We start from the raw sequence: 21,243 nt of genomic DNA on the forward strand, positions 1-21,243 counted from the left end.
GTCCATGCCCCGCCTGATTGGGGCGCGGGGGAGATGCGGCTGCGCGCTGCGACCCCGACGCTCAGTTCGAACGTCTCGAGCGAACAGGTCATGGGCAACCACGGTCATCACGTCCGTGATTGCAGACCTGCACGGTGCTGAGCACCGCGCAGGGGGCGACAGCTGCACGGAGATCAGCTCCGTGCAGGTGACCGTACGTAGGCGTAACAGGAGTGAGGAGCCATGATGGATCTGTACTCGATCGCCCATGCACTGTTGTGTCACCCGATCGGGCATGTGTCGGTGCTGGCAGTGGCTCCACTGCAGATGCTCGGGTGGTGGACATGGTGAGGCCGTGGCCAGGGCGCGCCTGAGGACCTGCGCTGAGCCTGGTTGCCCGGCAATCCAACCCGATCGGCGATGCCCTGACCACCAGCGGCACCGAGAGCGCCACTGGCGCGTGACCACGCCGACCAAGGCGACGCGCACCACGGCCGAGCGTCGCCGGCGCGCTGCGGCAGTGGCCGAGCATCGAACGCGATACGGTGATTGGTGCCCTGGCTGGCGGAGGCCGGCGCACCCGTCCACCGACCTGACGGCCGACCACATCCAGGGCATCGCTCGAGGCGGAGCGCCCGACGGTCAGCTGCAGGTGTTGTGTCGTGGATGCAACAGCGCCAAACACTGACCAGCGGCTGACCAGGCCCTACAAGGAGCGTCGCAGCCCAGGCACCCCAGGGGGGATGACCCTCCCCCGGTCACGAGTTGCGCCGCGGGGGAGGGCGCTACCTGGTGCGGAGGGTTCAAATGCTCAGCTGATAAGGATGCTGATGGCCGGGATGCAGAAGAAGACCACGAACAGCACTCCGATAGTGATGGCCAGCCCGAGGCCGGCGCGCTTCTTTGGCCGGTCACCGGTTTCTCGCTGGATGGGGGTGTTGGTTGGCGTCATGCTGGACCATGCGACGGCTGTCCCGATGAGTGTGAGCAGTGCGGCCCCTGCGATCCATCCGCCACGGTTGGACGGTTCCAGGTCTCGGCAGATTTCGAAGTAGCCAGTGGTGCAGATTTCTTCGGGGTTCGAATGATCGACGGCGAATAGGACGATGCCGCCGATCAGCGCCAGGATACCGACGATCCACAGCGATCGCATGATCGCCAGTTGATTGCTCTGCATCTTCCTCCCCATTCTGTGTGATGTCGGGGCCATTCTGCCTTTGTCGGCGCGATGCCGTCAGGATTTCCGTCCGGTAGCGCGATGCTGCCAGGAGGAGGTGGATCATGCGTGGTGGTGCGCGTAACCGTTCCGGCCCGCAGCCGGACCCGCGTTCGGGGCGTTCGGATCGGCGCGGCCTGCAGTTGACGATGTTGCCCAGCGAAGGCTATTCCGGTGATGTGCCGGCGTTCCCGCTGCCGCGGCCGAAGGCTCGCGAGAAGGCGCTGTGGCGGTTGATCTGGTCGTATCCGCAGGCTGTTGCGTGGGCGCGTGATCCGTGGCGCTGGGAGACCGTCGCGATGTATGTGCGCTGGAAGGTGCGCGCCGAGCTGGCTGATGCGAGCGCGGCGGATGCGACGGCGATGCGGCAGCTGGCCGATCAGATCGGGCTCACGCCGGCGGGATTGAAGGAGAACGGCTGGCAGATCGCCGCCGACGAACTCGTCCAGGCCCGTACCGTGGTGGCCGAGAAGGCTACGCCTGTGTCGATGCCGGCCCGGCGACTGCGGGCGATGCCCGGTGGCGGAGCCTGAGGGTTGGCTGGTCGAGTGGCCGACGCTCGGCGATATCGGCGAGGCGTGGGTTCGGCGGCATTGCCGTATCCCTGACGGATTTCGCCGCGGCGCGGAGTTCGTGTGGTCGGATTGGCAGTTCTGGTGCGCGGCGAACTATTACCGCGTCCGCGAGGGCGTCGCATGGGTGTCGCCGGATCAGCCGCTGTTCAACCAGGCGTTCGTCTATCGCCGCGCTCAGATCGTCGCCCCACAAAAGACGGGCAAGGGTCCATGGGGTGCGAGCATGGCGTGCCTCGAGGCCGTGGGTCCGTCGCAGTTCCTCGGCTGGGCGGGCAGGGGCGACGGGTGGGCATGCTCGGACTGGGGTTGCGGCTGCGGCTGGGAATACGAGTACCTGCCGGGTGAGCCGATGGCCATGCGGCACCCGTCGCCGGTGCTGCAGCTGACGGCCACCAACGAGGACCAGGTCGGCAACGTGTATCGGCCGTTGACGGCGATGATCAAGCTGGGGCCGCTGGGTGATCTGATGGCGGTGCGGGAGAACTTCATCCGCATTCTCGGCGACGATGGCGGTGACGATTTCGACCGGATCGACGCTGTCACCTCCAGCGCTACGGGGCGTGTCGGTAACCCGATCTCGTGGGCGTTGCAGGACGAGACTGGTTTGTATACGAAGACGAACAAGATGGTGGGGATCGCTGAGACGCAGCGTCGTGGCGCGGCTGGTATGGGTGGGCGAACGGTCGAGACCACGAATGCGTGGGATCCGGCGGAGGATTCGACCGCGCAGCGCACGTGGGAGGCTCGGGCGTCGGACATCTTCCGGTTCTTCCGGCAACCGCCGGCGTCGTTGTCGTGGGGTAACAGGCGTGATCGGCGCAAGATCTTGCGGCATGTCTATGCCGGGAGCCCGTGGGTGAACCTGGATTCGATCGAGGCCGAGGCGATGGAGCTCAACGAGCTCGATCCGGCGCAGGCCGAACGGTTTTTCGGCAACCGGTTGGTGGCCCGTTTGGGGACGTGGCTGCCGCAGGGGTTGTGGGAGGGCTGCTATGTCGAGGGTCTGGCTTCCTAATCCGGGCGCTGGTACGCCGATCTGTGTCGGTTTCGATGGCTCGGAGAACAACGACTGGACCGCGTTGCGCGCTGAGACTCGTGATGGGTTGTTGTTCACTCCGCGGTATGGTCCGGATCGTCGGCCGACGATCTGGGCGCCGCGGGAGTGGGGTGGGCGGATCCCGCGCGGTGAGGTTCACGCGGCGGTCGATGAGGTGTTCGCCACGTGGGTTGTGGCGCGGATGTACGCCGATCCTTATGACTGGCGCAGCGAGATCGGTGACTGGGCGTTGAGGTACGGCGACGAGCGTGTCGTCGAGTGGCAGACCAACCGGATCACGCCCATGTATGGGGCGATCCGCCGATTCGAGACCGATTTGACGACGGGGCGGATTCGTCAGGATGGCTGCCCGATCACCGAGGCCCATGTCGGCAACTGTCGAAAGGTGGCCAAGCCCGGCGACAAGTATGTGCTCGGCAAGCCTGTCGATCATCAGAAGATCGACGCCGCGATCACCTCGATCCTCGCCCATGAGGCTGCTTCGGATGCGCGTGAGGCGGGCTGGGAAGACGTCGATGGCCGGATGTTCTGCTTTGGTTAGGAGGTGAGCGCATGGTGGGGTTGCGGACGACGCTCACCGACGACGAGCGTGACATGATCGGCAAGCTCAACGCCAAGCATCACAAGCTGGCTGAGCGTGTCAAGCTGCTCGGCGCCTATTCCGAGGGCGCGCAGCGGCTCAAGCATATCGGCTTGGCTGTGCCGGAGGAGCTGCGCATCTTCGAGTTGGTGGCCAACTGGCCGGGGATGTATGTGCGGGAGCTGGCGCGCCGGCAGAAGGTGAAGGCGGTGTATCGGCCGGGGCGCGCTTTGGCGGACGACGAGCTGCAGGAGGCGTTCCGTGCGAACAATCTCGCCTCTCAGGTGCCGTTGTTGGCTATGGAGGCGCGTGTCTTCGGCAGGTGTTTCGTTGTGGTGGGGGCCAATGACGAGGATCGTGGGCATCCGCTGATCACGGTGGAGTCGCCTCGGCAGATGTCGGCGTTGGTGGATCGCCGCCGCCGTCGACTCGCCGCCGCGCTGCGGCAGTATCGCGAGGACAATGGTGAGCGGGTCGGGACATTGCTCCTGCCCGACAAGACGATTCAGGTCGTCGAGGGCCGCGGCGGCTGGGTGATCGACAGTGTCGGTCATGACGACGGCCGCGATGATCACGCCCTGGGGCGTGTGCCGGCGGTGCTGTTCCTCAACCGGCAGCGCCTTGGTGAGTGGGATGGCGACTCGGAGATGGCTGATTTGATGGGCATCACCGATGCGTGCGCGCGGACGCTGACCAATATGGCGGTCGGTGTGGAGACGCACGCTGTGCCGCCGCGATGGGCGTTGGGGATGAGCAAGGGTGATTTCGTCGATAAGGACGGCAGCCCGCTACCTGTGTGGCAGGCGTATTACACCGCGATATGGGCGAACCAGAAGAGCCCGAAAGATGCTGCTGTTGGCCAGTTTTCCGCTACTGATCTACGGAACTTCCATGAGACGGTGAAGTTGTATGCCGAATTGGCGTCGAGCGTGTCAGGGTTACCGTTCCGCTACTTCGGTGCCAATGCCGCGAATCCGGCGGCTGAGGGTGCGATCCGGGCGGACGAGTCGCGGATCGTGTCCAATGTCGAGGAATTCAACGAGCACCTCGGTGTCGGTTTGGGTTGGACGCTGGCGCTGTATGAGCGTTTCCGCACTGGGGAGTGGCCGATGTCGGGCGAGATGATTTCCGTGGAGTGGCGTGATCCGGCCACCCCGACCCGCGCCGAGGAGGCCGACGCGATCCAGAAGCTCAACGGCGGCAACCCCGTGCTCAGCCGTGAGGGCTCCTGGGATGAGATGGGTTGGGGCGAGGAGCGCAAGGCCCGCGAGCGTGGATACTTCGCCGACGAAGACGACGATCCTGCGTTGCGGCGGTTCGGCGACAAGGTGACCGCGGCGGCTCGGAGGGATGTCGATGCGGCTGCCGCACGCGGCGATTGAGTTCGATCGTGGGCAGCGTCGCGTCTCCCGTGACGTGCTCGAGGAGATCGTGGCGTTGTGGGGCGCGTTGCCGCCGCTGGATTTCGATGTCTGGTTCGGGCGTAACGTCGACCGTTTGGTGCGGCTCGTCGCTGCTGGTCAAGCGGTGGCGGTGTCCGGCGCTGACCGGTATGTGGCGGAGGTGCTCGACGAACAGGGCATCAGCGTCTTGCAGGAGGCGCAGCCCGACCCCGGAAGGTTGGTCGGTGTCACTTCCGATGGTCGCGGTATCGATGGTCTGCTGTATCAGGCGGTGGTTGATGCTCAGCGGCGCGTCACTGCGGGTGAGACGCCCTATTCGGCGTGGCGGCACGCGGGCGATGCCGCGGCGCTGTATGTGCGGACCGAGCTCGCTGATGTCGGACGGGTAGCGACCGGGCTGAGTATCGCGCCCCGGCGCGGTGTCGGATATCGGCGGATGCTGGTGCCGCCCAGCTGCCCGCGCTGTGTGGTGTTGGCTGGACGTTTCTACCGCTGGTCGAGCGGTTTTCGGCGCCATCCGGGCTGCAACTGCCGACACATCCCTTGCCGTGAGGATGTCGACGATGATGTCCGCACCGACCCGAAGAAATATTTCGACAGTCTCAGTCCCGATGATCAGGACAAGACTTTCGGTATCGCTGCCGCGCAAGCGATTCGCGAGGGCGCGGATGTGTCGCAAGTAGTCAACGCCCGCAGGGGAGTAGAGGTCGTCGGTGGCCGAGCTCAACGCAAGAATGTCTACGGTCGCCAGTTGCCAGTCACCAGCGAAGGCGTCACGAAACGGGGTATCGCCGGGAGGATCATCCGCGGCCGTGGACGTAACCCGCGTACCACGCCGCGGCTCATGCCCGAGGCGATCTACGAAATCGCGGAGTCCCGCGAAGAAGCCATCGAGCTACTGCGCAAGAACGGTTACATCCTTCCCAGCGCACCGATTCGCAAGTCAATCGAACCGAGGCCGATCGGCGCCAGGATAGAGCAGCGTGCGACCGCTGCGGACAACAGCGCGCCGGTATCGGCGGCACTGCCGGAAGCGGTGCATCCTCCCGACCCAGAGACCCCGGCTGCAGCCGACAGGACAGGGGCCGCGCCGAAGCGGAAACGACGCAAGGTTTCCCCGTTCACGGGCGAATCGACTGAGGATCTGATGGCCCGGTTGAACGCCAAGGCTGAGGCCGGTGAGGTCGACGAGGAGTTCGACGCGCTCGCCGCCGAGATCGACAAGCGTGATCGGCGGGCGAAGGCCGAACGCGATCGACGCGCCGCCAAACGAGATGCCGACGCTCGAGCTCGAGACGACGAATACGAGCGGCTCATGCGTGCCGGTGTCGACGACGAGACCGCGATCGAGCAGGCGTACGGGGTGTCGGTGCCCGAGCAGCGGCGCCGTAACGCGCGCTCGATGCTGTCGAGTTTGGGTTATCAGGGCAGGGGCCTCGACCAGCAGGTCCGTGCTTGGCATCGTGACGAGGCGTACCGGGCGTCGGTGGAAGCCGAGGAAGCCACCAACGGGTACATGCTGAGCAAGGCTGGTGAACGTGCGGGTGTGGATCCGCGGAAACTGTGGTCGATGCCCGAAACTCGTGCCCGCAAATACGCCAGCGAGGAGCTGCGCGCGTGGTGGGATGAGAACGGTCGCGTGACCGCGGCCGAACTCGAGGCGCAGCTGCTCGATCCTGCCGAACTGGCGCGTATCCAATCGCGTAGACGGGACTTTCTGACATGAGCCGCCAGGAATACCTCGATGCTCGCGCCGCCGGACTGGCTGCGTTCCGCCGCGGTGAACCGACCACGGCCAACCCGTACGCTGCTGCGGTCGGTGAGGGTTTGAGCTACCGCGACCGCGTCGTCGACCAGGCCGACTCGGCCGAAGCGAATCCGAAAGCTACCGCGCTGGCGCGGCTGTGGCTGGCGGGGTGGCAGTCCGGCCGCGACGCCGCCGACTCGTCCCGCGGGTAGCGGGAACACGCCCACGCCCGGCGATATTCGGGCGCATTCGTCCCGACCGGCGCGAGGCCGGCCGGAATTCTTCCGCGACGGAAGGGAGTTCACCCGATGAGCACACAACTGCCTGTGCACCCGATCTACGGGGCTGCGATCGGTTTGCGTCGCAACGGTTCACCGATCTGGCTGATCCGCGGCGGTTCCACCGATCCCGAACCGCCTGCCGGGACGCCGGACGAGCCGGACTCGCGCGTGTCACAGGATCCCGCACCCGCTGACGACCCGGGCGACCTGGGCGACGGCGGGGAACGGGCACTCAAGGCCGAGCGGGCTGCCCGCAAGACGGCCGAGAAAGCCGCGCGTGACTTGGCCGCGAAGGTCAAGGCATTCGAGGACGCCCAAAAGTCCGACGCCGAGCGCGCAGCCGAGAAGATCCGCGTCCTCGAGCGGGAAGCCGCGAAGGCGATCCGCTACGAGGCCGCCGAGGAGGCCGGTCTGTCGCTGTCGATGGCTGGTCGCCTCAACGGCGGCACTCTCGACGAGCTCATCGCTGACGCCGAGGTGCTGAAAACACAGATCGGCGCTGCCGCAACACAGCCCGCGTCGACAACGTCCGCGCAGCCGGGGACACCCAAACCGGACCGTCGCCAAGGCGGCGGTGGTGGTGAGGAGTCCGGGACTATGGCCGCTGGTCGTGCGGAGTACGCGGCGCGCAAGAACCGCAACTGATACGACCCCAAAGGAGGGGAGTAATGGATCTCAAGCTGACTACCGAGAGCTTCGGTCAGGACGATCAGTCCTGGCTGGCCTCGGCCGAGGGCACCGACCGTGCCCGCACGATCACTCTCGACATGTCCACCTTCGCCGCCGCCGACTACGCCGACGGCTATCTGAAGTCCGGGTGGGTGCTGCGCCGCCTCGGCAGCGGCCTGTACGGCAAGCGCAGCGACGGCGACTCCGAACCCATCGCCGGGCACCTGTTCACCGCGGTGAAGGTGCCCGCCGGTGTCACCAAGGTCTCCGCCGCCCTGTTATGGCATGGCGCCGTGCTCGCCGCCAAGGTCCCCAACCCACCCAACGCTGCAGGCCAGGCCACGACCAAGGCTGTCAGCTACTTCTGAGAGGAGGCGTAAGCAATGGCACTCGTGCTCAATTCCGACTATGTCACCCCCGCCGAGCTGACCGGCTACGTCCGCGCGGCCCTGGCCGACCAACCGATCAACGACCTCACCCTGATCGATGATCTGTTGCCCGATGTCCAGATCGATGATGTCGAGTTCCGCGCCAACATCACCCAGCGAGGCCTGCGCCGCGCCGCGCAGTACCGCTCGTGGGACACCGAGGCCCGCATCACCGGCCGCAAGGGCGTCATCCGGATCAGCGGTGAGCTGCCGCCGATGTCGGAGAAGCGCCGCTTGGGCGAATACGATCGGCTGCGCCTGCGCAGCGCCGATTCCGCGATCCGTGACCTGATCTACAACGACGCCGTCGAGCTGGCGCAAGCGATCCGCACGCGCGTCATCATGGCCAAGGCGCAAGCACTGGTCACCGGTAAGATCACCCTCGCCGAGAACGGCCTGGAACTCGAGGCCGACTTCCAGCGGCTGGCCGGACACTCGGTCACCGCGGCGACCCTGTGGAACGTCGCGGGCGCAAGCGCGGCCGACCCGGTCATCGACCAGGAGAGCTGGTTCGGTACCTTCCGGACCACCAACTCCGGCAACCCGGTGCGCGCGATCACCAGCCAGCGCGTCATGTCCACGCTCATGCGCCAGGACAAGATCCGCGCCGCCGTCCTGCCGCCGGGATCGACATCGGGCATCGTGACCCGTGACCAGGTCAACGCCCTGTTTACGAGTTTCGGGCATCCGCCGATCGAAATCTTCGACGCTCAAGTCGAGGACGCCGCCGGCAACAGCCAGCGCCTGATTCCCGACGACAGGATCTTGTATGTGGGTTCGGCGAAGATCGGTGAAACTGATTGGGGCACAACCGCTGAATCGATCGAACCGGAGTACGGCATCGAATCCAGCCAGGCGCCGGGCATCGTGGTCGGCTCCTACACCGACCCCGATCCGTTCGCGCGGTGGACCAAGGCCAGCGGCATCGCCCTGCCGCTGCTGCTCAACGCGAACGCCACCATGATCGCGAAGGTGCTGTGATGGCGCGGCGGCTCGCGGGCTGTGTGCACGTCCACGACGAGCACGGCACCAGCCATGTCTACGGTCCGGACGACGCGGTCCCGGCGTGGGCGGCGAAGAAGATCACCAACCCGGGCGCCTGGGCCGACGACACCGAGGACGACGCGGCCGTCGAGGAAGGCGATCACGTCGACGGCGACGAGCGCGACGACCAGGCCGACGACAACCGAGACGAGGCGACGCCGGCAGGCCGATCGGCCGGGCGTGCCAGGAAGCGGCGTAGCGCGTGAGTGCCCCGCTGCTCGGGTTGGCTGACGTGCAGGAGATCTCCGGTGAGACGTTCGCCGAGCCGGAGATCACTCAGGTCAATCGGCTCATCACCATCGCTGTCGCGCGCATGCGGGCCAAGGTGTCCGGGCTCGATGCCCGCATCGCCGCCGGCACGCTCGACTCGGCCCTCGTGGCCGGCACGGGCGTGTCCATGGTGTTGCGGGCGCTCGAGACGATGCGCCGCGGTATCGGCGTCACGCGCACCGAATACCCGGAGATCAGCACCCAATACGCCCAGTCGACCGGGACCGGGCTGGTGTATCTCACCGACGACGAACTCGCCGACCTGCTCGACACACCGGACCAGGGCGACGCCTTCACCATCGCGGCCGGCGGGCGATGAGCCTGCCCGAACGGTGGACGCTGCTGCGCCGCGGGACCGCATCGACCGACCCCGTCACCGGAAACCGGATACCGACACCGGTAACCGAAACCGCGTGGCGCGGGCTACTGCAGCAGCAATTCCTCAACCGGCCACAGATCGACGAGTTCGCCGACGGGCACACCATCACACGATTAATTCTGCTGTTGGATCCCGGCTTGCCCGGAGGGACCGGTCGTCGTGATGTGTGGCGATTCGACGGCCCGGCCGAGGTGTCCGATGTCGTCGGCGTCGGCGACACCGTCACCGTGCAGGGCACTCCTCGAGCGCGCCGCCCTGCCCACGGATCGCGCCGCCCCGCCTACCTCGCCGCCATCGTGCGGCACACCTCAGACATGAAGGAGACACCATGATCACGTCATGGACCGACGCCGACGGAATCGCGCACTGGAGCGCGGAAGGATCCAAAGCCCACCGTAAACACCTGCAACGCAAAGCAGTCGACAAAACCGAGGAGTCTCAGCCTGCCAGCCAGGCAGCGTTGGTCGGCGCTGCGGAGGTTCGCGCGGCAACCCCGCTCGGCAAGTCCGAAGGGCCGCGGCGTAAGCCATGATCCGGTTGACGATCTTCGAGGACGTGTGCCGCTCCGCGGCACGGGCATTGTCGATGCCCCGTCGCTACGCCATCGCCCGCGAGGTCGCCGCGCAGGCCCGCGCCAGCGCACCTGTCGTCACCGGCGCCTACCGCGACGGGATCGGCGTGCGGGTGTCCGGCACGGATGTGCGTGTCGTGGAGACCGATCCCGACGCCATCTACAAGGAGTACGGCACCTCGAACACGCCTGCGCATGCGGCCTTGACCGACGCCGCCCGCACCCGCGGCCGCTACTCCGGTTGGAAGCCGCGGCGGTGACACCGATCCCGTTCGCGCCCGGCGCGGTACGCGCATTTCTGATCGCGCAGCCCTCGCTGACCGCACGTGTGGCCACCGAGAACATCACCACCCGCGACCTGCCCGACCCCATCACCGGCCCGTTCGTCACACTCCGTGCGCCTGGCAATATCGGTCAGGACCCGTTCCTGCGCCGCCCCATGGTGCAAGTGGACGCTTGGGCTCCGAAGCTGGAAATACTGGGTGGCACAACAGATCCCGAAGAAGTGGCTTGGGATATCGCAGCGTTGGCGGGTGAGTTGCTGGGGCGCGCCAAACCGCAAGTGTGGCGCGGCAGCGTCTGGTCGGCGACCTGGACCGACGGCCCGATCACCTTCGTCGACACCGCTCGTGGCGCGGACCAGCCCCTGTTCCGGGCCACTGTGCGCGTCGAGCTGAAAATGCGTGCCGCACGCACGTGAGATTCGAAAACTGTTCTCGCTCGCGATATTCAGCGTGAGCGACTCATCACCCATGGAGGTTGAATCGTGAGTACCCACGCCGACCCGAACAAGGCGTACGTTTGGCTCGACGGCGACGGCTACCGCGCGCCCGCCGGCACCGCGCGACCCGATAGCCCGTTCGTCACCAGCCCGGTCACCGGTGCCGTGTCCTGGCTGCCGTTCGGCGGTATCGAGGCCGGATTCGAGGTGAATCCGACCCGTGACGTGTCTCCGAAGCCGGTGTGGAACCGGCGCCTGGCTCCCTATAAGGTGGTCAAGGCCCCGACCGAAGAACGCGCCAAGCTGCGGCCGGTCGACTACAGTGCCGCGACCGTGCTCACCGCGTTGCAGGGCGGCTCGATCGTCGAAACCCCACCTGCTTCCAGCGTGTTCGAGTGGCGCGGTGGCGACGACGAGGACTTCGCGTTGCTGCTGGTCGTCCGCGACGAGGGCACCTCCGCCGGCTTCTACAGCCCGCGTGTCACTCTCACCACGCCGCCGCCGCGGACCTTCGGTAAGGAGGACCTCGACGGATTCGAGTTCGAGCTGCTGGCGTTGGAGCCGTTCACCCCGATCACCTCGTTCAATCCACTGCAAACCAAGGCCACCGTCACTATCGGCGGCAGCCCGACCGGCGGCACGTTCACACTGTCGTTCGCCGGTCAGACCACCGCGGGCATCGCCTACAACGCGGCCGCGAGCGCGGTGGAGTCGGCGCTGGTCGCACTGTCAACGATCGGTGCGGGCAAAGCCGCCGTCACCGGCAGCGCGGGAGGCCCCTACACGGTCACCATCAACGCGGTCGGCACCCTGACCGGCGACGGCGCGAGCCTGACCCCCTCCGGCACCATCACCATCTCCTGAGGGAGCAGCCTGTGACCACGAAAAAGTACCCGGCAGCGCGCCGCCCGGCGCGGCCCAAGACTCAAGCCACCCCGGCGGCGCCCGCCGCCGACCGCGTCGACCTCCTGGACGAGCTCGCCACCGGCGATCAACCACCCGTGCCGATCACCCTGCTCGGCGTCGATGCGGATGTGCGGCGCGGCTTCACCGGCGCCGAGGCGGTGCGGTTCTACCAACTCGCCGGAACCGACGAAATGGAGGCCATGCTGTCGCTGATCACCAGCGACGGACCTGGCCTGTGGGACAAGATTTCCCAACTCTCCCCGTCACACGCTGTGACCGCGCTCAACCGGATCATCAATCTCAGCGAGCTGCACCAGGGGGAACTGCTAGCGCCCCTGCCCTTGTCGGGCTACATCGCCCCGACCGCTGGGGCGCAGCCTTCGCCCGCATCCGACGCTGGTACGGCCTGAGCCTGCGTACCGCGCTCGCAGAGCTGCCCTATCGCGATGTCGCCGCACTGCTCGAGGACTCGGCAGCTCGAGATGCGCAAAGGGCACGGGATTCGGAGAACCTGGCCATGCTCGTCGACCGCACCGACTTCGGTTTGAACTTCGACTACATCTCAGGCACCACCGACCCCGACGATCCGGAAGTCAAACGGGAACGCGCACAACGGATCAAGCACGGCATCAAACCACCGCCGCTGCCGATCCTCGCTCCGATCGCTCAACGCGACCCGGACATCACCGCGCAGCTGCTCGAGCGATACCAGCAGACACAACACCCCTACCGCGTTCCCGACCCACCGAAAAACAAGCTCGACATGCTGCTGGCAGCCCGCCGAGGGGAGGTGATCTGAGATGGCCGGAGGCCGCATCGACATCCTCATCAACCCCGACACAAGACAATTCGCCAGCCGCATGCGGACCGGGCTGTCACCGGCACTCGGCGCCGCCAAGGGGCTCGGCGCGGCTCTCGGCCTGGCCATCGGCGGCGGCGCGTCAGCCGCGTTCGGCAAGGTCATCAGTGTCGGCAACGAGTTCACCACCTCCCTCAACACAATGGCCGCGGTGGCCGGAGCGACAGCCGAACAGATGGCCGCGGTGTCGGCGAAGGCGAAAGAGTTGGGCAACGACATCACTCTGCCCGGCACCTCCGCCAACGACGCCGCCGCGGCCATGACCGAACTCGCCAAGGGCGGATTCACAGTCCAACAGGCGATGGATGCCGCGAAGGGTTCGCTGCAGCTGGCCGCTGCCGCGCAGATCGACGCCGCCCAGGCTGCGGGGATTCAGTCGAAGGCGCTGCAAGCGTTCGGCTTGCAGGCTGCCGATGCTGGTCGTGTCGCCGATGTGCTGGCTAACACCGCGAACGCTTCTGCTGCCGAACTCGGTGATGTCGCATACGGTTTGCAGGCCGCGGGTGCGGTGGCGCATCAATTTGGGCTCTCGGTCGAGGACACCGCGACCGCACTGGGGTTGTTCGCCAACGCCGGTATCGAGGGCAGTGACGCGGGAACCTTGCTGAAGTCGGCGCTGCTGGCGTTGACCGACCAAGGGAAACCCGCGCAGGAGGCGATCAAGGAACTCGGCCTCACCGTCTATGACAGCCAAGGCCGATTCGCCGGACTGCGCACACTGTTCGAACAACTCCAGGTCGCCTCGCAGCGCATGACCCCGGAGATATACCAGGCCACTACTGCGACCTTGTTCGGGTCCGACGCGATGCGCTTGGCCGGTATTGCGGCCGAAAAGGGCGTGACTGGTTACGATTCCATGCACACGGCGATGTCCCGGCAGGGCGCGGCTGCGGATGTGGCGGCGGCGAAAATGCAGGGCCTACCCGGCGCCATGGAAACAGTGCAGAACGCTGCCGAAGGCCTCGCCCTCGAGGTCTACGACCTGGTCAAAGGACCGCTCGAGCAATTCACCCGAAGCGTCGCCGATTTCATCACCGACCAAACCCCACGACTGGTCGACGGCCTGCACGACGGCGCTGACGCCCTCATCGGCATCGGGCACGCAGTCGCCCCCGTTGTGCAGGCATTTCTCAGCCTTCCTGCGCCGATCCAGGCCACCGCTGCCGCTCTGCTGCTGCTCAAAACCACCAGCATCGGCACCACGCTCGTTTCGGCAGCTACCGCCGCCACTGCGGCGTTGCGCACCACAGCCGCCGCCGCGACCTCGGTGGTGGCTGCCGCGCGGACTGCGACGGTTGGTCTCGGCGGATTCGGTAGTGGAGTCGCCCAGTTGGGCAGGTACATTCCAACCGTCGCGCGGATGCAGACCTCGTTTGTGAACGCTGCCGCCGGAGCGTCGTCATTCGCTCGGACGCAAGGCACGATCGCGGCGGCCGCGACAGGCTTGCGTGCAGGGTTGGGCAGTGTTGTCAGTTTTCTTGGCGGGCCATGGGTGATCGGGATAGCTGCGGCCGCAGTCGCGGTTTATCAGCTGTACTCGGAGTTTCAGGCTGGCAAGAAGCACGCCGAAGCGATGCGGAAAACAATGCGGGAGATCGGTGTCGCGCGCAGCGAGCTGGCGGAGATCTTCTCCGTCAACGGCGGTGCGTTCAATGATCGGGCCATCGCGAATGTGACCAACCAGATCGACATCATGAAGAAGTCGCTCGACGAGGCTGCCGAGAATCGGCCCGGATTCTTCGAACGCAATTTCACCCCGCCCTGGATGGACACGGCCCGCGACAAGGAGTGGTACGCCGACCGGTGGAAGGGCGCGAAGGAGATCATCGACGATCTGAAGCTGTCGGATCAACAGCTCGCCGAAACACTCAGCGATACAGCGAAGTTCAACGACCTATCGACCAAGCTGCAAGAGTTGGGGCAAGACGGCCGGTTCGCGCTGTCGGAACTGCAGGCGCTGCGTGACAACATCGTGGAGCTGCAGGAGACAGCCAAGGACACCACTCCCGGATTCGCCACTCTGTCTGGAGCGGTCAAGACGCTCTCCGACGAGTCGGCGACCGCCGAGGACCGTATCAACGCGATGAAGACAGCGCTGGATGTGCTGTCCGGTAAGCCGGTGACCGCGCAGGCGGCGATGGCCAAATACAACGAGACCGTCCGTGATACCGCGGCGATCACAGCCGAAGTATGGGATAAGACAGCGGGATTCGGTGAGCAGCTCATCGGTCAGGACGGTCAGGTCGATACTGCCACCGCCAATGGCGACAAGCTGTATCGGAAATTGCTGGAGATCAAGGAAGGGACCCTGGGTGCCGCCGAGGCCGGCGAGGATATGGGGCCGTTCTTCGCCCGGAACGAGCAGCAGTTCGCGCAACTGGCGCACTCTACCGGGCTGGGCGCTGAACAAATCAGGCAGATGGCCGCACAGCTCGGCTATTTGCCCGAAGACATCGAGGTCCTGGCCAGACTGAAGGGCGCCGATTCGGTCGAGCAGCAACTGATCGTCATCGAGGGATTGCTGCGCACCAACGCCGACGGAGTCACGATCCCGGTCGAGGCCCTGACCGATGAGGCGCGGGAGGCGCTCGAGGACGCCGGCGCGAAGATCGAGGAGATCGACGGGAAGCCGGGCATCGTGAAGGTGACCGCCCCGAACCTGGCGGCGGTGCTCGCCGACCTGGACGAGTTGATCAACAAGAAGCTGCCGGATAAGACCCAGAGGGTCAAGGTCACTTATGAGGAGGCTACCGCGTCTGGTGAGTGGCGTGCGCCGCTGGTCTTCCCGGAGCAGCGCGCCGACGGCGGTGTCTCGGGTGCTTTGCCGAGCCAGGCTGTGATCCAGCACCCGCGGCCTCGGCTGTTCCAGTGGGCGGAGCCGGAGACGCGGGGTGAGGCGTTCATCCCGCTGGCCAACTCGAAGCGGGAACGCTCGACGAAGATCCTCGGCACGGTCGCGGGCATGTTCGGCTACGAGCTGGCCCCGGTGGCGATGGCCGATGGCGGCATCGCTGTCGACCGTGCCTTGGGTTTTCTGCGGGGGGAGTCCGGTAAGCCGTATCAGTACGGTGGGGTCGGCAATCCTTCGTGGGATTGTTCGGCGCTGATCTCCGCCGCGTATGCGTTGTTGAAGGGTTTGGATCCGTACAAGCGGTGGTTCACCACTGAATCCGACTTCCCCGCACTGGGTTTCCTCAACGGTCTGGATCCGACTGGTGCGGGTTTGTCCATTGGGGTGTTCCGTGGCGGCGGTGGCCGGTATTCGCATATGGCCGCTACGTTGGCCGGTACGGCGATCGAGTCCGGTTCGGGTGGGGTGCGTGTCGGTGCGGGCGCGGCCTCGGCAGCCGACGCCCAGTTCCGGGTCCGCTACTATCTGCCGGCGTCGCAGTTCTACCCACCCGACAGTGGCGGGCGTGCCCGCCCGACCCGCAATAGTGAGCAGCGGCGTAGGGCGTGGGGTGAGAGTGAGGAGTTGGAGCTGGGGTCGGCGCGGATCGCCGCGCAGCAGGCCCGCGAGTACCGCGACGAGCAGGTAGCCGACCCGAAGGTCTCCGAAAAGGAGAAGACCCAGGCGCGGATTCGGGCCGACCGGGCCGAGTTGCGGGTCAGGGAGTTGGAGCGGCAGCGCGATGGTGGTGGCCCGGTCCCGCCTGCTCCGGAGCTGTCCGGATCCATGACTGATGAGCAGATCACCCTCGCGGATCTGCGGGACGCGCTGGCCCAGGCCGAGGCCGACCGTGACGATGTCTACAACGATCCGCAGGCCATCGACGACGACCGCAGGGCTGCGGATCGGGAGGTCTACCGGGCGCGTAACGCGATCGTCGCCGAGCAGCAGCGGCAACGCGAAGACCTGACCGGGTCCTCCGGTGGTGTGGTCGGTCTGGCTGGTGACGCGGTGAAGGCGGCGGTCACGGGACAGTTGTCGGATGTTCTGACCGTGGTCGGTCTCGGCGGTGACATCGGGGGCGCGGTGGGTGCGGGTATCGGCGTGGTGGAGGACGCTCGCGCGCGGCGGCAGTTCACGGCGCCGGTGATCAGCCGCGACGACATCGACAAGCAAGGCCCGGTCACGCCGGGGACACCGGGCTGGTTCGAGCAGCTGCTGAAGACGTTCACCGTTCGGGCGGTGCTGCGTGACCAGGGCGGGCCGCTGCCGCATGGCATGGCCGCGCTGAACCTGTCCGGGCAGCAGGAATGGGTGCTCACCGGCGACCAGGTCCGCCAGGCCCGCAGCCTCGCTGCCGCGCAGGTCGGGACCGGCGGGGGCACTGTCGACAATTCGGTGACCATTCAGAACCTCAACACCGGTATGAGCGCTGGTGAGTTCCGGAGGGAGTGGAAGATGATGCAGCTCGAGCAGCGGCAACGCGCGAAGGCGTGGATGGGGCGATGAATCCCCCCGAGCACACGATCGTGGAGATCGAAGGCTGCAACGGCGACTGGTTCACCGTCTGCGGTCCGGGGCAGTGGGACCGCGGTGTCGCTTTGGCCGATGAGGAAACCGGCACCGATTTCGACGGCATGTTCGAGGCGCCGTTCACCGCGATCTACAACGCCACCGCGTTCAGTATCGGCGCCGATTACGGTGGCTATCGGGAGGACAAATACGACTTCATTCTCGCTTTCCACATCTTCGGTACCCGCGATATCCCTTGGCGGGTCGTGGATTCGGAGTTCCGCAAAGCGTTCTCGGTGAAGCGTGACAGCAAGATCTGGGTCGAGGTCGGCGGGTCGCGGCGCAGCCTCGCTGTGCGTTTGGGTGGCAAGCCGAGGATCAAGGCTGTCAACGACCCCAACAGCGAAGGGTACGCGTTGGTGTTGCTGCCGCTGGTCGGCGCGTATCCCCGTTGGATCGAAACCGATTTCGAAACCACCTTCGTCACCGCCACCGACACCACCGGCGGCGGCACCGAAACCGGATCCGTCACCGTGTGGAATCCGCTGCCCGAGGACTATGACAGCTGGCCGCAGTGGATCGTTCAAGGCGTCGCGGGCATCGTGTGGACGATTCCGGACTTCTCCTGGGGGAGCGATGAATTCGCCCGTGCCGAGCAGGACGCGTTGCGCAAGATCCAGATGCCTGCGCTCATCGCCGGTGAGCACCTGTTGATCGACACCGACAAGATGGCCCGCAACGGCCAAGTCAACAGCTCGCTCGACACCCAGGTGTATCTGCGCATGGGCGGCAAACGATTCATGTACCCGCTGCCCGGCGGGCTGCCGAAAACGCAGATACCGGTGTCGGTCACCGGTGCGCCCGTCGGCGCCGGGATCCGGCTGCGCTGCCCGCTGCACTGGCCACGACCTTGGGAGCTGGAATGACCTCGACTGTCGAAACCATCGATTTCGATGCGGTATTCGCCGACATCGCCGCCCGGCTCGCCGCCGAGAACACTCGGCGCATCGCTGCGCCTTTGATCAGGCTCTGGGACGGGGACTGGAATTATCGCGGCGAAGTGCACCGCGAGACCTTCGCGCGATTCCAGACAATCGAAAACGAAAGCAGCACCGGAACGATCGGCTTGCCGGCCACCTACTATCTGGCGCGGTGGCTGACCGACCACGGCAACCGACCCAACGACAATGTGTTCATCACTGTCGACAAGGACGGATCCCGCTGGTCGGGGATGCTCGACGAGGTCGAGTTGGTTCGCGGCGAGGACGGACAACGCGTGGTGCGCGCGACGTTCAAACACGATTACGAGCACCTCAAACACATTTTGGCCTACAGCAACCCATTCTTGCCGCCCGAGGTGCAGTTCCCGCGAGTGTGGATCCTGTTCGGTCCGGCGAAATGGGCGCTGAAGCTGACCCTGTTCGTCAACCTGTGGCGTCTGGAGTCGAGCTTGTGGACGCTGCCGGATGACCCGCTGGACCCGTCGAAGTGGCTCAACCTCAACCAGTCCACCTGGTCGCAGGTGGTCAAACCGACCCCGATCGGGGCGGACAATTCCCAGTTCGCGATCGTGCACTCGCGGTTCAAATACATGCATGAGGTGCAGAAACGCATCACCGCCGACGCGCAGCTGACCTGGCAGCCGCGCCGCTGGCTCGACGGCGACCCCCCGCCGTGGGACGGTGCGGTGCTGCGCCACGGCACCCTGGTGTGGGATTTGGTCGACAACTCCGGTTGGGACACCGAAACCTCCTTCGGTGGGAACCTTTTCACCGGACTGGTGCGCGCGGTCACCACCATCAGCGGCGGATTCAACTCCGGTCAGCAGGTCGTCGCCGACCCGACGTTCCCACCCGAATACAGCCAGCCGGGCTGGTTGGGCACCCATCCACGCGCACCCGGCATCATCCTGCGCGACGGTGACCGTACCGGCATCAAAACCAGCTCCTTCAAGTGGAGGCCGGCCACCGATGTCGGATTCGTCGCCGGGGGACACTCGGCGTACGGCGTGAACGAGGCCATCTCGTTCGCGATCAACATGGCCGGTGATCTGGTCGCGATGGCGTTTTTCCTGCCCCCGGTCGGCGGCGCGACCGACGCGATCCTGAAACCGCTCTACACCGACACGCTGCTGGCGTGGGCCAAGCACAAGGACGTGGGCCGCGCCCAACGCCTGGGTTGGTCGCATTACCACGAGACGCTGTGTGAGGGCGCCGATCGCGCCTACACACTGTCGGCGCTGATCGCGTTGCGGGCCGGGTGGTGGCGTACACGCGAGCAGACCACTCATCAGGTCACGGTGGTCGACGGATACGAGAACCTGCGGATCGGGCAGAACGGGCACGGCAACGCCTACCTCGGCACCCGCATCGGGACGACGGTCACCGATTGGGGGCAGCCCGGCCGCGTCTATGTCGACCGCATCACCGAGCTCACGATCTCGTGGGACCGCACCACCACCCCGACATGGTCGATCACCGTCGGCCACCGCGACGAGGAAGACCCCGTGGTGAAGGGCCTGCAAATGGTGGAGGAAGTCATGGCGACCGCGCGAGAGCTGGGGGTGCTGTGAGTCGTATCTGGCGGATCGAAGACATCGACCCGGACGACCCGGAGCAGCGGTTCTTGCCTGCGCTGCAGTGCATCCCGATCACCGAACGCAACCCGATAGTGTTCCCGGAGATGATCGCCCGCGCGATCTCGCGGCACCTCACCGAGGCCGGTTGCCCGCCCATGGAGCCCACGCTGGCGACCAAGAAGTTCGCCCGCCCCTACCGCGGCGACCAGACCGCGCTCAACGGCGCCGGGCAATGGGTGGCACTCGACGAACCCGAGGCCGAGCCCGTCGTCATCCAAGACCCGGCGGAAATGACCGCCCGCGAACGCCAAGCGCAGGTCGAACGCCTGCGCTATCTCGGCTACCGCATCGACGAACCCGCACCGGACCCGCCGCGCGCGATAGAGGTCGACGCGATCGACACCCCGCCACGATTCGCCCCCGGTGAGCATTCCGTCACGCAGGTGTGCGCCTACCTACGCGGACTCACCGACGACCCGGTCGAGTACGCGCGCGTGCTGTACGCCGAACGCAACGGCAAGGCACGCAACGGGATTCTGAAACGACACTCAGGAAAGAGGAAGCAATGAACTGGACCGGAGACCCTGTCTGGTTGGCTGATGTGCTTCGTGCCGAAGGCTTGCCGGTTGTGGAGTTCCCCGGCTGGCGCGACCGCGGCCACGGCGATTTCGGCGCCATCTGGGGCATCGTCGCCCACCACACCGGCGGCTCGCGCACCCCGCCCCGCGAGATCGCCTACGGGCTACCCACATTGAAGGGGCCGCTGTCGCAGCTGCATCTGGCTCAGGACGGCACCGTCACCGTGGTCGCGGCCGGTATCGCCTGGCACGCGGGCGTGGGCCGCTGGCCCGGGCTGCCGGAGGACAACGCCAATGCCCACACCATCGGTATCGAAGCGGTCAACAACGGCACCGAAGGGTGGAGCAGCACCCAATACGACGCCTACGTCCGCTGTTGCGCGGCGATCTGCCGCCGCCTCGGGCACGGCGCCGAGCGGGTGATCGGCCACAAGGAATGGGCCGGCGGCAAACAGGGGAAGTGGGATCCGGGACAGATGGACATGGACCGATTCCGCGCAGATATCGCAGATCGATTGAAAGGTGGTGCTTCCATGGCGCTTTCAGACGCCGAACAACGTGAACTATTGGACAAGCTACGACGGGTGCATCTGGAGTTGACCGGCGCGTTCCAGTCGCGGGTAGCCGATTCGGAATACTGCGACACCCTCACCGGGTACGTGCTGAACTCCGATGCCGCCGACTACCGCAACGAGAAGCGTTTGCGGGCGTTGGAATTGAAGATCGACCGACTGACCGAACTGATCGGCAAGCCGACCACCGACGCTGCGGAGGTGAACCGGTGAAGCGGCCACAGCGCATACCCGAGCCTGCTCTCGTCCGTTCGGTGCTCGTCGCCGTCACCGGCGTCGTCGCCTTCCTGGTCGGCCGCGATATCGACACCGCGTGGATCGAGTCGGTGCTGACCCTCTACGGGTTGCTGACTCCTGTGCTGGCCGGTGTGCTCATCCGGCCTGCGGTGTCCCCGGTAGTCGCGGGTCGGCATCGAATGGAGGAGTAG

26 protein-coding genes are annotated in these 21,243 nt (G+C 66.1%); 25 read left to right on the forward strand and 1 reads right to left on the reverse strand.

What is annotated here, in order from left to right:
* The first annotated feature begins 499 nt into the window (after positions 1–499).
* Positions 500–667, forward strand: coding sequence for an HNH endonuclease (locus ACX4ZE_RS20720; RefSeq protein ID WP_480275176.1), 168 nt, complete (start codon positions 500–502; stop codon positions 665–667).
* A 123-nt stretch (positions 668–790) separates the two neighbouring features.
* Here the strand turns inward: ACX4ZE_RS20720 and ACX4ZE_RS20725 are convergent, their stop codons facing one another.
* Entirely contained in the window at positions 791–1,156 is a 366-nt protein-coding gene (locus ACX4ZE_RS20725; RefSeq protein WP_480275137.1) for a hypothetical protein, read from the reverse strand.
* 104 nt (positions 1,157–1,260) lie between these two features.
* Between ACX4ZE_RS20725 and ACX4ZE_RS20730 the strand changes: the two genes are divergently transcribed.
* The 24 genes from ACX4ZE_RS20730 to ACX4ZE_RS20845 all read left to right on the forward strand — a co-directional run bounded on the left by ACX4ZE_RS20730 (position 1,261) and on the right by ACX4ZE_RS20845 (position 21,243).
* The gene (locus tag ACX4ZE_RS20730) at positions 1,261–1,728 is read left to right on the forward strand and encodes a hypothetical protein (RefSeq protein WP_480275138.1); all 468 of its coding nucleotides are present in this window, start codon (positions 1,261–1,263) and stop codon (positions 1,726–1,728) included.
* Positions 1,715–2,785 carry a terminase gene (locus ACX4ZE_RS20735; protein ID WP_480275139.1) on the forward strand — a complete coding sequence of 357 codons (1,071 nt, stop codon included), beginning with the start codon at positions 1,715–1,717 and terminating at the stop codon, positions 2,783–2,785. Before ACX4ZE_RS20730 ends, ACX4ZE_RS20735 begins: the two co-directional genes overlap by 14 nt.
* Positions 2,763–3,368, forward strand: a complete 606-nt coding sequence (locus ACX4ZE_RS20740) for a terminase (protein ID WP_480275140.1) — start codon at positions 2,763–2,765, stop codon at positions 3,366–3,368. The genes ACX4ZE_RS20735 and ACX4ZE_RS20740 overlap by 23 nt, the downstream gene beginning before the upstream one ends.
* Positions 3,369–3,379: 11 nt before the next feature.
* Positions 3,380–4,789 carry a phage portal protein gene (locus ACX4ZE_RS20745; RefSeq protein WP_480275141.1) on the forward strand — a complete coding sequence of 470 codons (1,410 nt, stop codon included), beginning with the start codon at positions 3,380–3,382 and terminating at the stop codon, positions 4,787–4,789.
* Positions 4,764–6,536 carry a hypothetical protein gene (locus ACX4ZE_RS20750; protein ID WP_480275142.1) on the forward strand — a complete coding sequence of 591 codons (1,773 nt, stop codon included), beginning with the start codon at positions 4,764–4,766 and terminating at the stop codon, positions 6,534–6,536. The genes ACX4ZE_RS20745 and ACX4ZE_RS20750 overlap by 26 nt, the downstream gene beginning before the upstream one ends.
* Positions 6,533–6,769 (forward strand): hypothetical protein, encoded by a 237-nt coding sequence (locus ACX4ZE_RS20755; protein ID WP_480275143.1) that lies wholly within the window; start codon positions 6,533–6,535, stop codon positions 6,767–6,769. Before ACX4ZE_RS20750 ends, ACX4ZE_RS20755 begins: the two co-directional genes overlap by 4 nt.
* A 96-nt stretch (positions 6,770–6,865) precedes the next feature.
* Positions 6,866–7,483 (forward strand): hypothetical protein, encoded by a 618-nt coding sequence (locus ACX4ZE_RS20760; RefSeq protein ID WP_480275144.1) that lies wholly within the window; start codon positions 6,866–6,868, stop codon positions 7,481–7,483.
* A gap of 23 nt (positions 7,484–7,506) precedes the next feature.
* On the forward strand, positions 7,507–7,875 hold the full coding sequence (locus tag ACX4ZE_RS20765; RefSeq protein WP_480275145.1) for a potassium transporter: 369 nt from the start codon (positions 7,507–7,509) through the stop codon (positions 7,873–7,875).
* A 15-nt stretch (positions 7,876–7,890) separates the two neighbouring features.
* Positions 7,891–8,916: a major capsid protein gene (locus tag ACX4ZE_RS20770; RefSeq protein WP_480275146.1), complete on the forward strand. Its 1,026-nt coding sequence runs from the start codon at positions 7,891–7,893 to the stop codon at positions 8,914–8,916.
* A complete protein-coding gene (locus ACX4ZE_RS20775; protein WP_480275147.1) occupies positions 8,916–9,185 on the forward strand; it encodes a hypothetical protein in 270 nt (89 codons plus the stop codon). The genes ACX4ZE_RS20770 and ACX4ZE_RS20775 overlap by 1 nt, the downstream gene beginning before the upstream one ends.
* The gene (locus tag ACX4ZE_RS20780; protein WP_480275148.1) at positions 9,182–9,568 is read left to right on the forward strand and encodes a hypothetical protein; all 387 of its coding nucleotides are present in this window, start codon (positions 9,182–9,184) and stop codon (positions 9,566–9,568) included. Before ACX4ZE_RS20775 ends, ACX4ZE_RS20780 begins: the two co-directional genes overlap by 4 nt.
* Positions 9,565–9,960, forward strand: a complete 396-nt coding sequence (locus ACX4ZE_RS20785) for a hypothetical protein (RefSeq protein ID WP_480275149.1) — start codon at positions 9,565–9,567, stop codon at positions 9,958–9,960. The genes ACX4ZE_RS20780 and ACX4ZE_RS20785 overlap by 4 nt, the downstream gene beginning before the upstream one ends.
* Positions 9,957–10,160, forward strand: a complete 204-nt coding sequence (locus tag ACX4ZE_RS20790) for a hypothetical protein (protein ID WP_480275150.1) — start codon at positions 9,957–9,959, stop codon at positions 10,158–10,160. Before ACX4ZE_RS20785 ends, ACX4ZE_RS20790 begins: the two co-directional genes overlap by 4 nt.
* On the forward strand, positions 10,157–10,459 hold the full coding sequence (locus ACX4ZE_RS20795; protein ID WP_480275151.1) for an HK97 gp10 family phage protein: 303 nt from the start codon (positions 10,157–10,159) through the stop codon (positions 10,457–10,459). Before ACX4ZE_RS20790 ends, ACX4ZE_RS20795 begins: the two co-directional genes overlap by 4 nt.
* The gene (locus ACX4ZE_RS20800) at positions 10,456–10,899 is read left to right on the forward strand and encodes a hypothetical protein (RefSeq protein ID WP_480275152.1); all 444 of its coding nucleotides are present in this window, start codon (positions 10,456–10,458) and stop codon (positions 10,897–10,899) included. The genes ACX4ZE_RS20795 and ACX4ZE_RS20800 overlap by 4 nt, the downstream gene beginning before the upstream one ends.
* Before the next feature lie 66 nt (positions 10,900–10,965).
* On the forward strand, positions 10,966–11,784 hold the full coding sequence (locus tag ACX4ZE_RS20805) for a hypothetical protein (RefSeq protein WP_480275153.1): 819 nt from the start codon (positions 10,966–10,968) through the stop codon (positions 11,782–11,784).
* 11 nt (positions 11,785–11,795) lie between these two features.
* A complete protein-coding gene (locus ACX4ZE_RS20810; RefSeq protein ID WP_480275154.1) occupies positions 11,796–12,236 on the forward strand; it encodes a hypothetical protein in 441 nt (146 codons plus the stop codon).
* A 107-nt stretch (positions 12,237–12,343) separates the two neighbouring features.
* Positions 12,344–12,625, forward strand: coding sequence for a hypothetical protein (locus ACX4ZE_RS20815; RefSeq protein WP_480275155.1), 282 nt, complete (start codon positions 12,344–12,346; stop codon positions 12,623–12,625).
* A 1-nt stretch (position 12,626) separates the two neighbouring features.
* The gene (locus ACX4ZE_RS20820; RefSeq protein ID WP_480275156.1) at positions 12,627–17,084 is read left to right on the forward strand and encodes a phage tail tape measure protein; all 4,458 of its coding nucleotides are present in this window, start codon (positions 12,627–12,629) and stop codon (positions 17,082–17,084) included.
* Positions 17,081–18,013 carry a phage tail protein gene (locus tag ACX4ZE_RS20825; RefSeq protein ID WP_480275157.1) on the forward strand — a complete coding sequence of 311 codons (933 nt, stop codon included), beginning with the start codon at positions 17,081–17,083 and terminating at the stop codon, positions 18,011–18,013. The genes ACX4ZE_RS20820 and ACX4ZE_RS20825 overlap by 4 nt, the downstream gene beginning before the upstream one ends.
* Positions 18,010–19,659 (forward strand): Gp37-like protein, encoded by a 1,650-nt coding sequence (locus ACX4ZE_RS20830; RefSeq protein ID WP_480275158.1) that lies wholly within the window; start codon positions 18,010–18,012, stop codon positions 19,657–19,659. Before ACX4ZE_RS20825 ends, ACX4ZE_RS20830 begins: the two co-directional genes overlap by 4 nt.
* The gene (locus tag ACX4ZE_RS20835) at positions 19,656–20,234 is read left to right on the forward strand and encodes a phage gene 29 protein family protein (RefSeq protein ID WP_480275159.1); all 579 of its coding nucleotides are present in this window, start codon (positions 19,656–19,658) and stop codon (positions 20,232–20,234) included. Before ACX4ZE_RS20830 ends, ACX4ZE_RS20835 begins: the two co-directional genes overlap by 4 nt.
* The gene (locus ACX4ZE_RS20840) at positions 20,231–21,028 is read left to right on the forward strand and encodes an N-acetylmuramoyl-L-alanine amidase (protein ID WP_480275160.1); all 798 of its coding nucleotides are present in this window, start codon (positions 20,231–20,233) and stop codon (positions 21,026–21,028) included. The genes ACX4ZE_RS20835 and ACX4ZE_RS20840 overlap by 4 nt, the downstream gene beginning before the upstream one ends.
* Positions 21,025–21,243: a hypothetical protein gene (locus ACX4ZE_RS20845; RefSeq protein ID WP_480275161.1), complete on the forward strand. Its 219-nt coding sequence runs from the start codon at positions 21,025–21,027 to the stop codon at positions 21,241–21,243. Before ACX4ZE_RS20840 ends, ACX4ZE_RS20845 begins: the two co-directional genes overlap by 4 nt.

This window comes from Nocardia sp. TBRC8007 (genome assembly GCF_056629435.1).

Excerpts from the sequence above, each read along its gene's own strand:
- ACX4ZE_RS20795 (WP_480275151.1), top strand. The coding sequence starts at position 10,157 with ATGATCCGGTTGACGATCTTCGAGGACGTGTGCCGCTCCGCGGCACGG.
- ACX4ZE_RS20765 (WP_480275145.1), top strand. The coding sequence starts at position 7,507 with ATGGATCTCAAGCTGACTACCGAGAGCTTCGGTCAGGACGATCAGTCC.
- ACX4ZE_RS20740 (WP_480275140.1), top strand. The coding sequence starts at position 2,763 with ATGTCGAGGGTCTGGCTTCCTAATCCGGGCGCTGGTACGCCGATCTGT.
- ACX4ZE_RS20815 (WP_480275155.1), top strand. The coding sequence starts at position 12,344 with ATGCTCGTCGACCGCACCGACTTCGGTTTGAACTTCGACTACATCTCA.
- ACX4ZE_RS20750 (WP_480275142.1), top strand. The coding sequence starts at position 4,764 with ATGCGGCTGCCGCACGCGGCGATTGAGTTCGATCGTGGGCAGCGTCGC.
- ACX4ZE_RS20840 (WP_480275160.1), top strand. The coding sequence starts at position 20,231 with ATGAACTGGACCGGAGACCCTGTCTGGTTGGCTGATGTGCTTCGTGCC.
- ACX4ZE_RS20755 (WP_480275143.1), top strand. The coding sequence starts at position 6,533 with ATGAGCCGCCAGGAATACCTCGATGCTCGCGCCGCCGGACTGGCTGCG.
- ACX4ZE_RS20790 (WP_480275150.1), top strand. The coding sequence starts at position 9,957 with ATGATCACGTCATGGACCGACGCCGACGGAATCGCGCACTGGAGCGCG.
- ACX4ZE_RS20770 (WP_480275146.1), top strand. The coding sequence starts at position 7,891 with ATGGCACTCGTGCTCAATTCCGACTATGTCACCCCCGCCGAGCTGACC.
- ACX4ZE_RS20820 (WP_480275156.1), top strand. The coding sequence starts at position 12,627 with ATGGCCGGAGGCCGCATCGACATCCTCATCAACCCCGACACAAGACAA.
- ACX4ZE_RS20825 (WP_480275157.1), top strand. The coding sequence starts at position 17,081 with ATGAATCCCCCCGAGCACACGATCGTGGAGATCGAAGGCTGCAACGGC.
- ACX4ZE_RS20725 (WP_480275137.1), bottom strand. The coding sequence starts at position 1,156 with ATGCAGAGCAATCAACTGGCGATCATGCGATCGCTGTGGATCGTCGGT.
- ACX4ZE_RS20760 (WP_480275144.1), top strand. The coding sequence starts at position 6,866 with ATGAGCACACAACTGCCTGTGCACCCGATCTACGGGGCTGCGATCGGT.
- ACX4ZE_RS20745 (WP_480275141.1), top strand. The coding sequence starts at position 3,380 with ATGGTGGGGTTGCGGACGACGCTCACCGACGACGAGCGTGACATGATC.
- ACX4ZE_RS20785 (WP_480275149.1), top strand. The coding sequence starts at position 9,565 with ATGAGCCTGCCCGAACGGTGGACGCTGCTGCGCCGCGGGACCGCATCG.
- ACX4ZE_RS20730 (WP_480275138.1), top strand. The coding sequence starts at position 1,261 with ATGCGTGGTGGTGCGCGTAACCGTTCCGGCCCGCAGCCGGACCCGCGT.
- ACX4ZE_RS20775 (WP_480275147.1), top strand. The coding sequence starts at position 8,916 with ATGGCGCGGCGGCTCGCGGGCTGTGTGCACGTCCACGACGAGCACGGC.
- ACX4ZE_RS20830 (WP_480275158.1), top strand. The coding sequence starts at position 18,010 with ATGACCTCGACTGTCGAAACCATCGATTTCGATGCGGTATTCGCCGAC.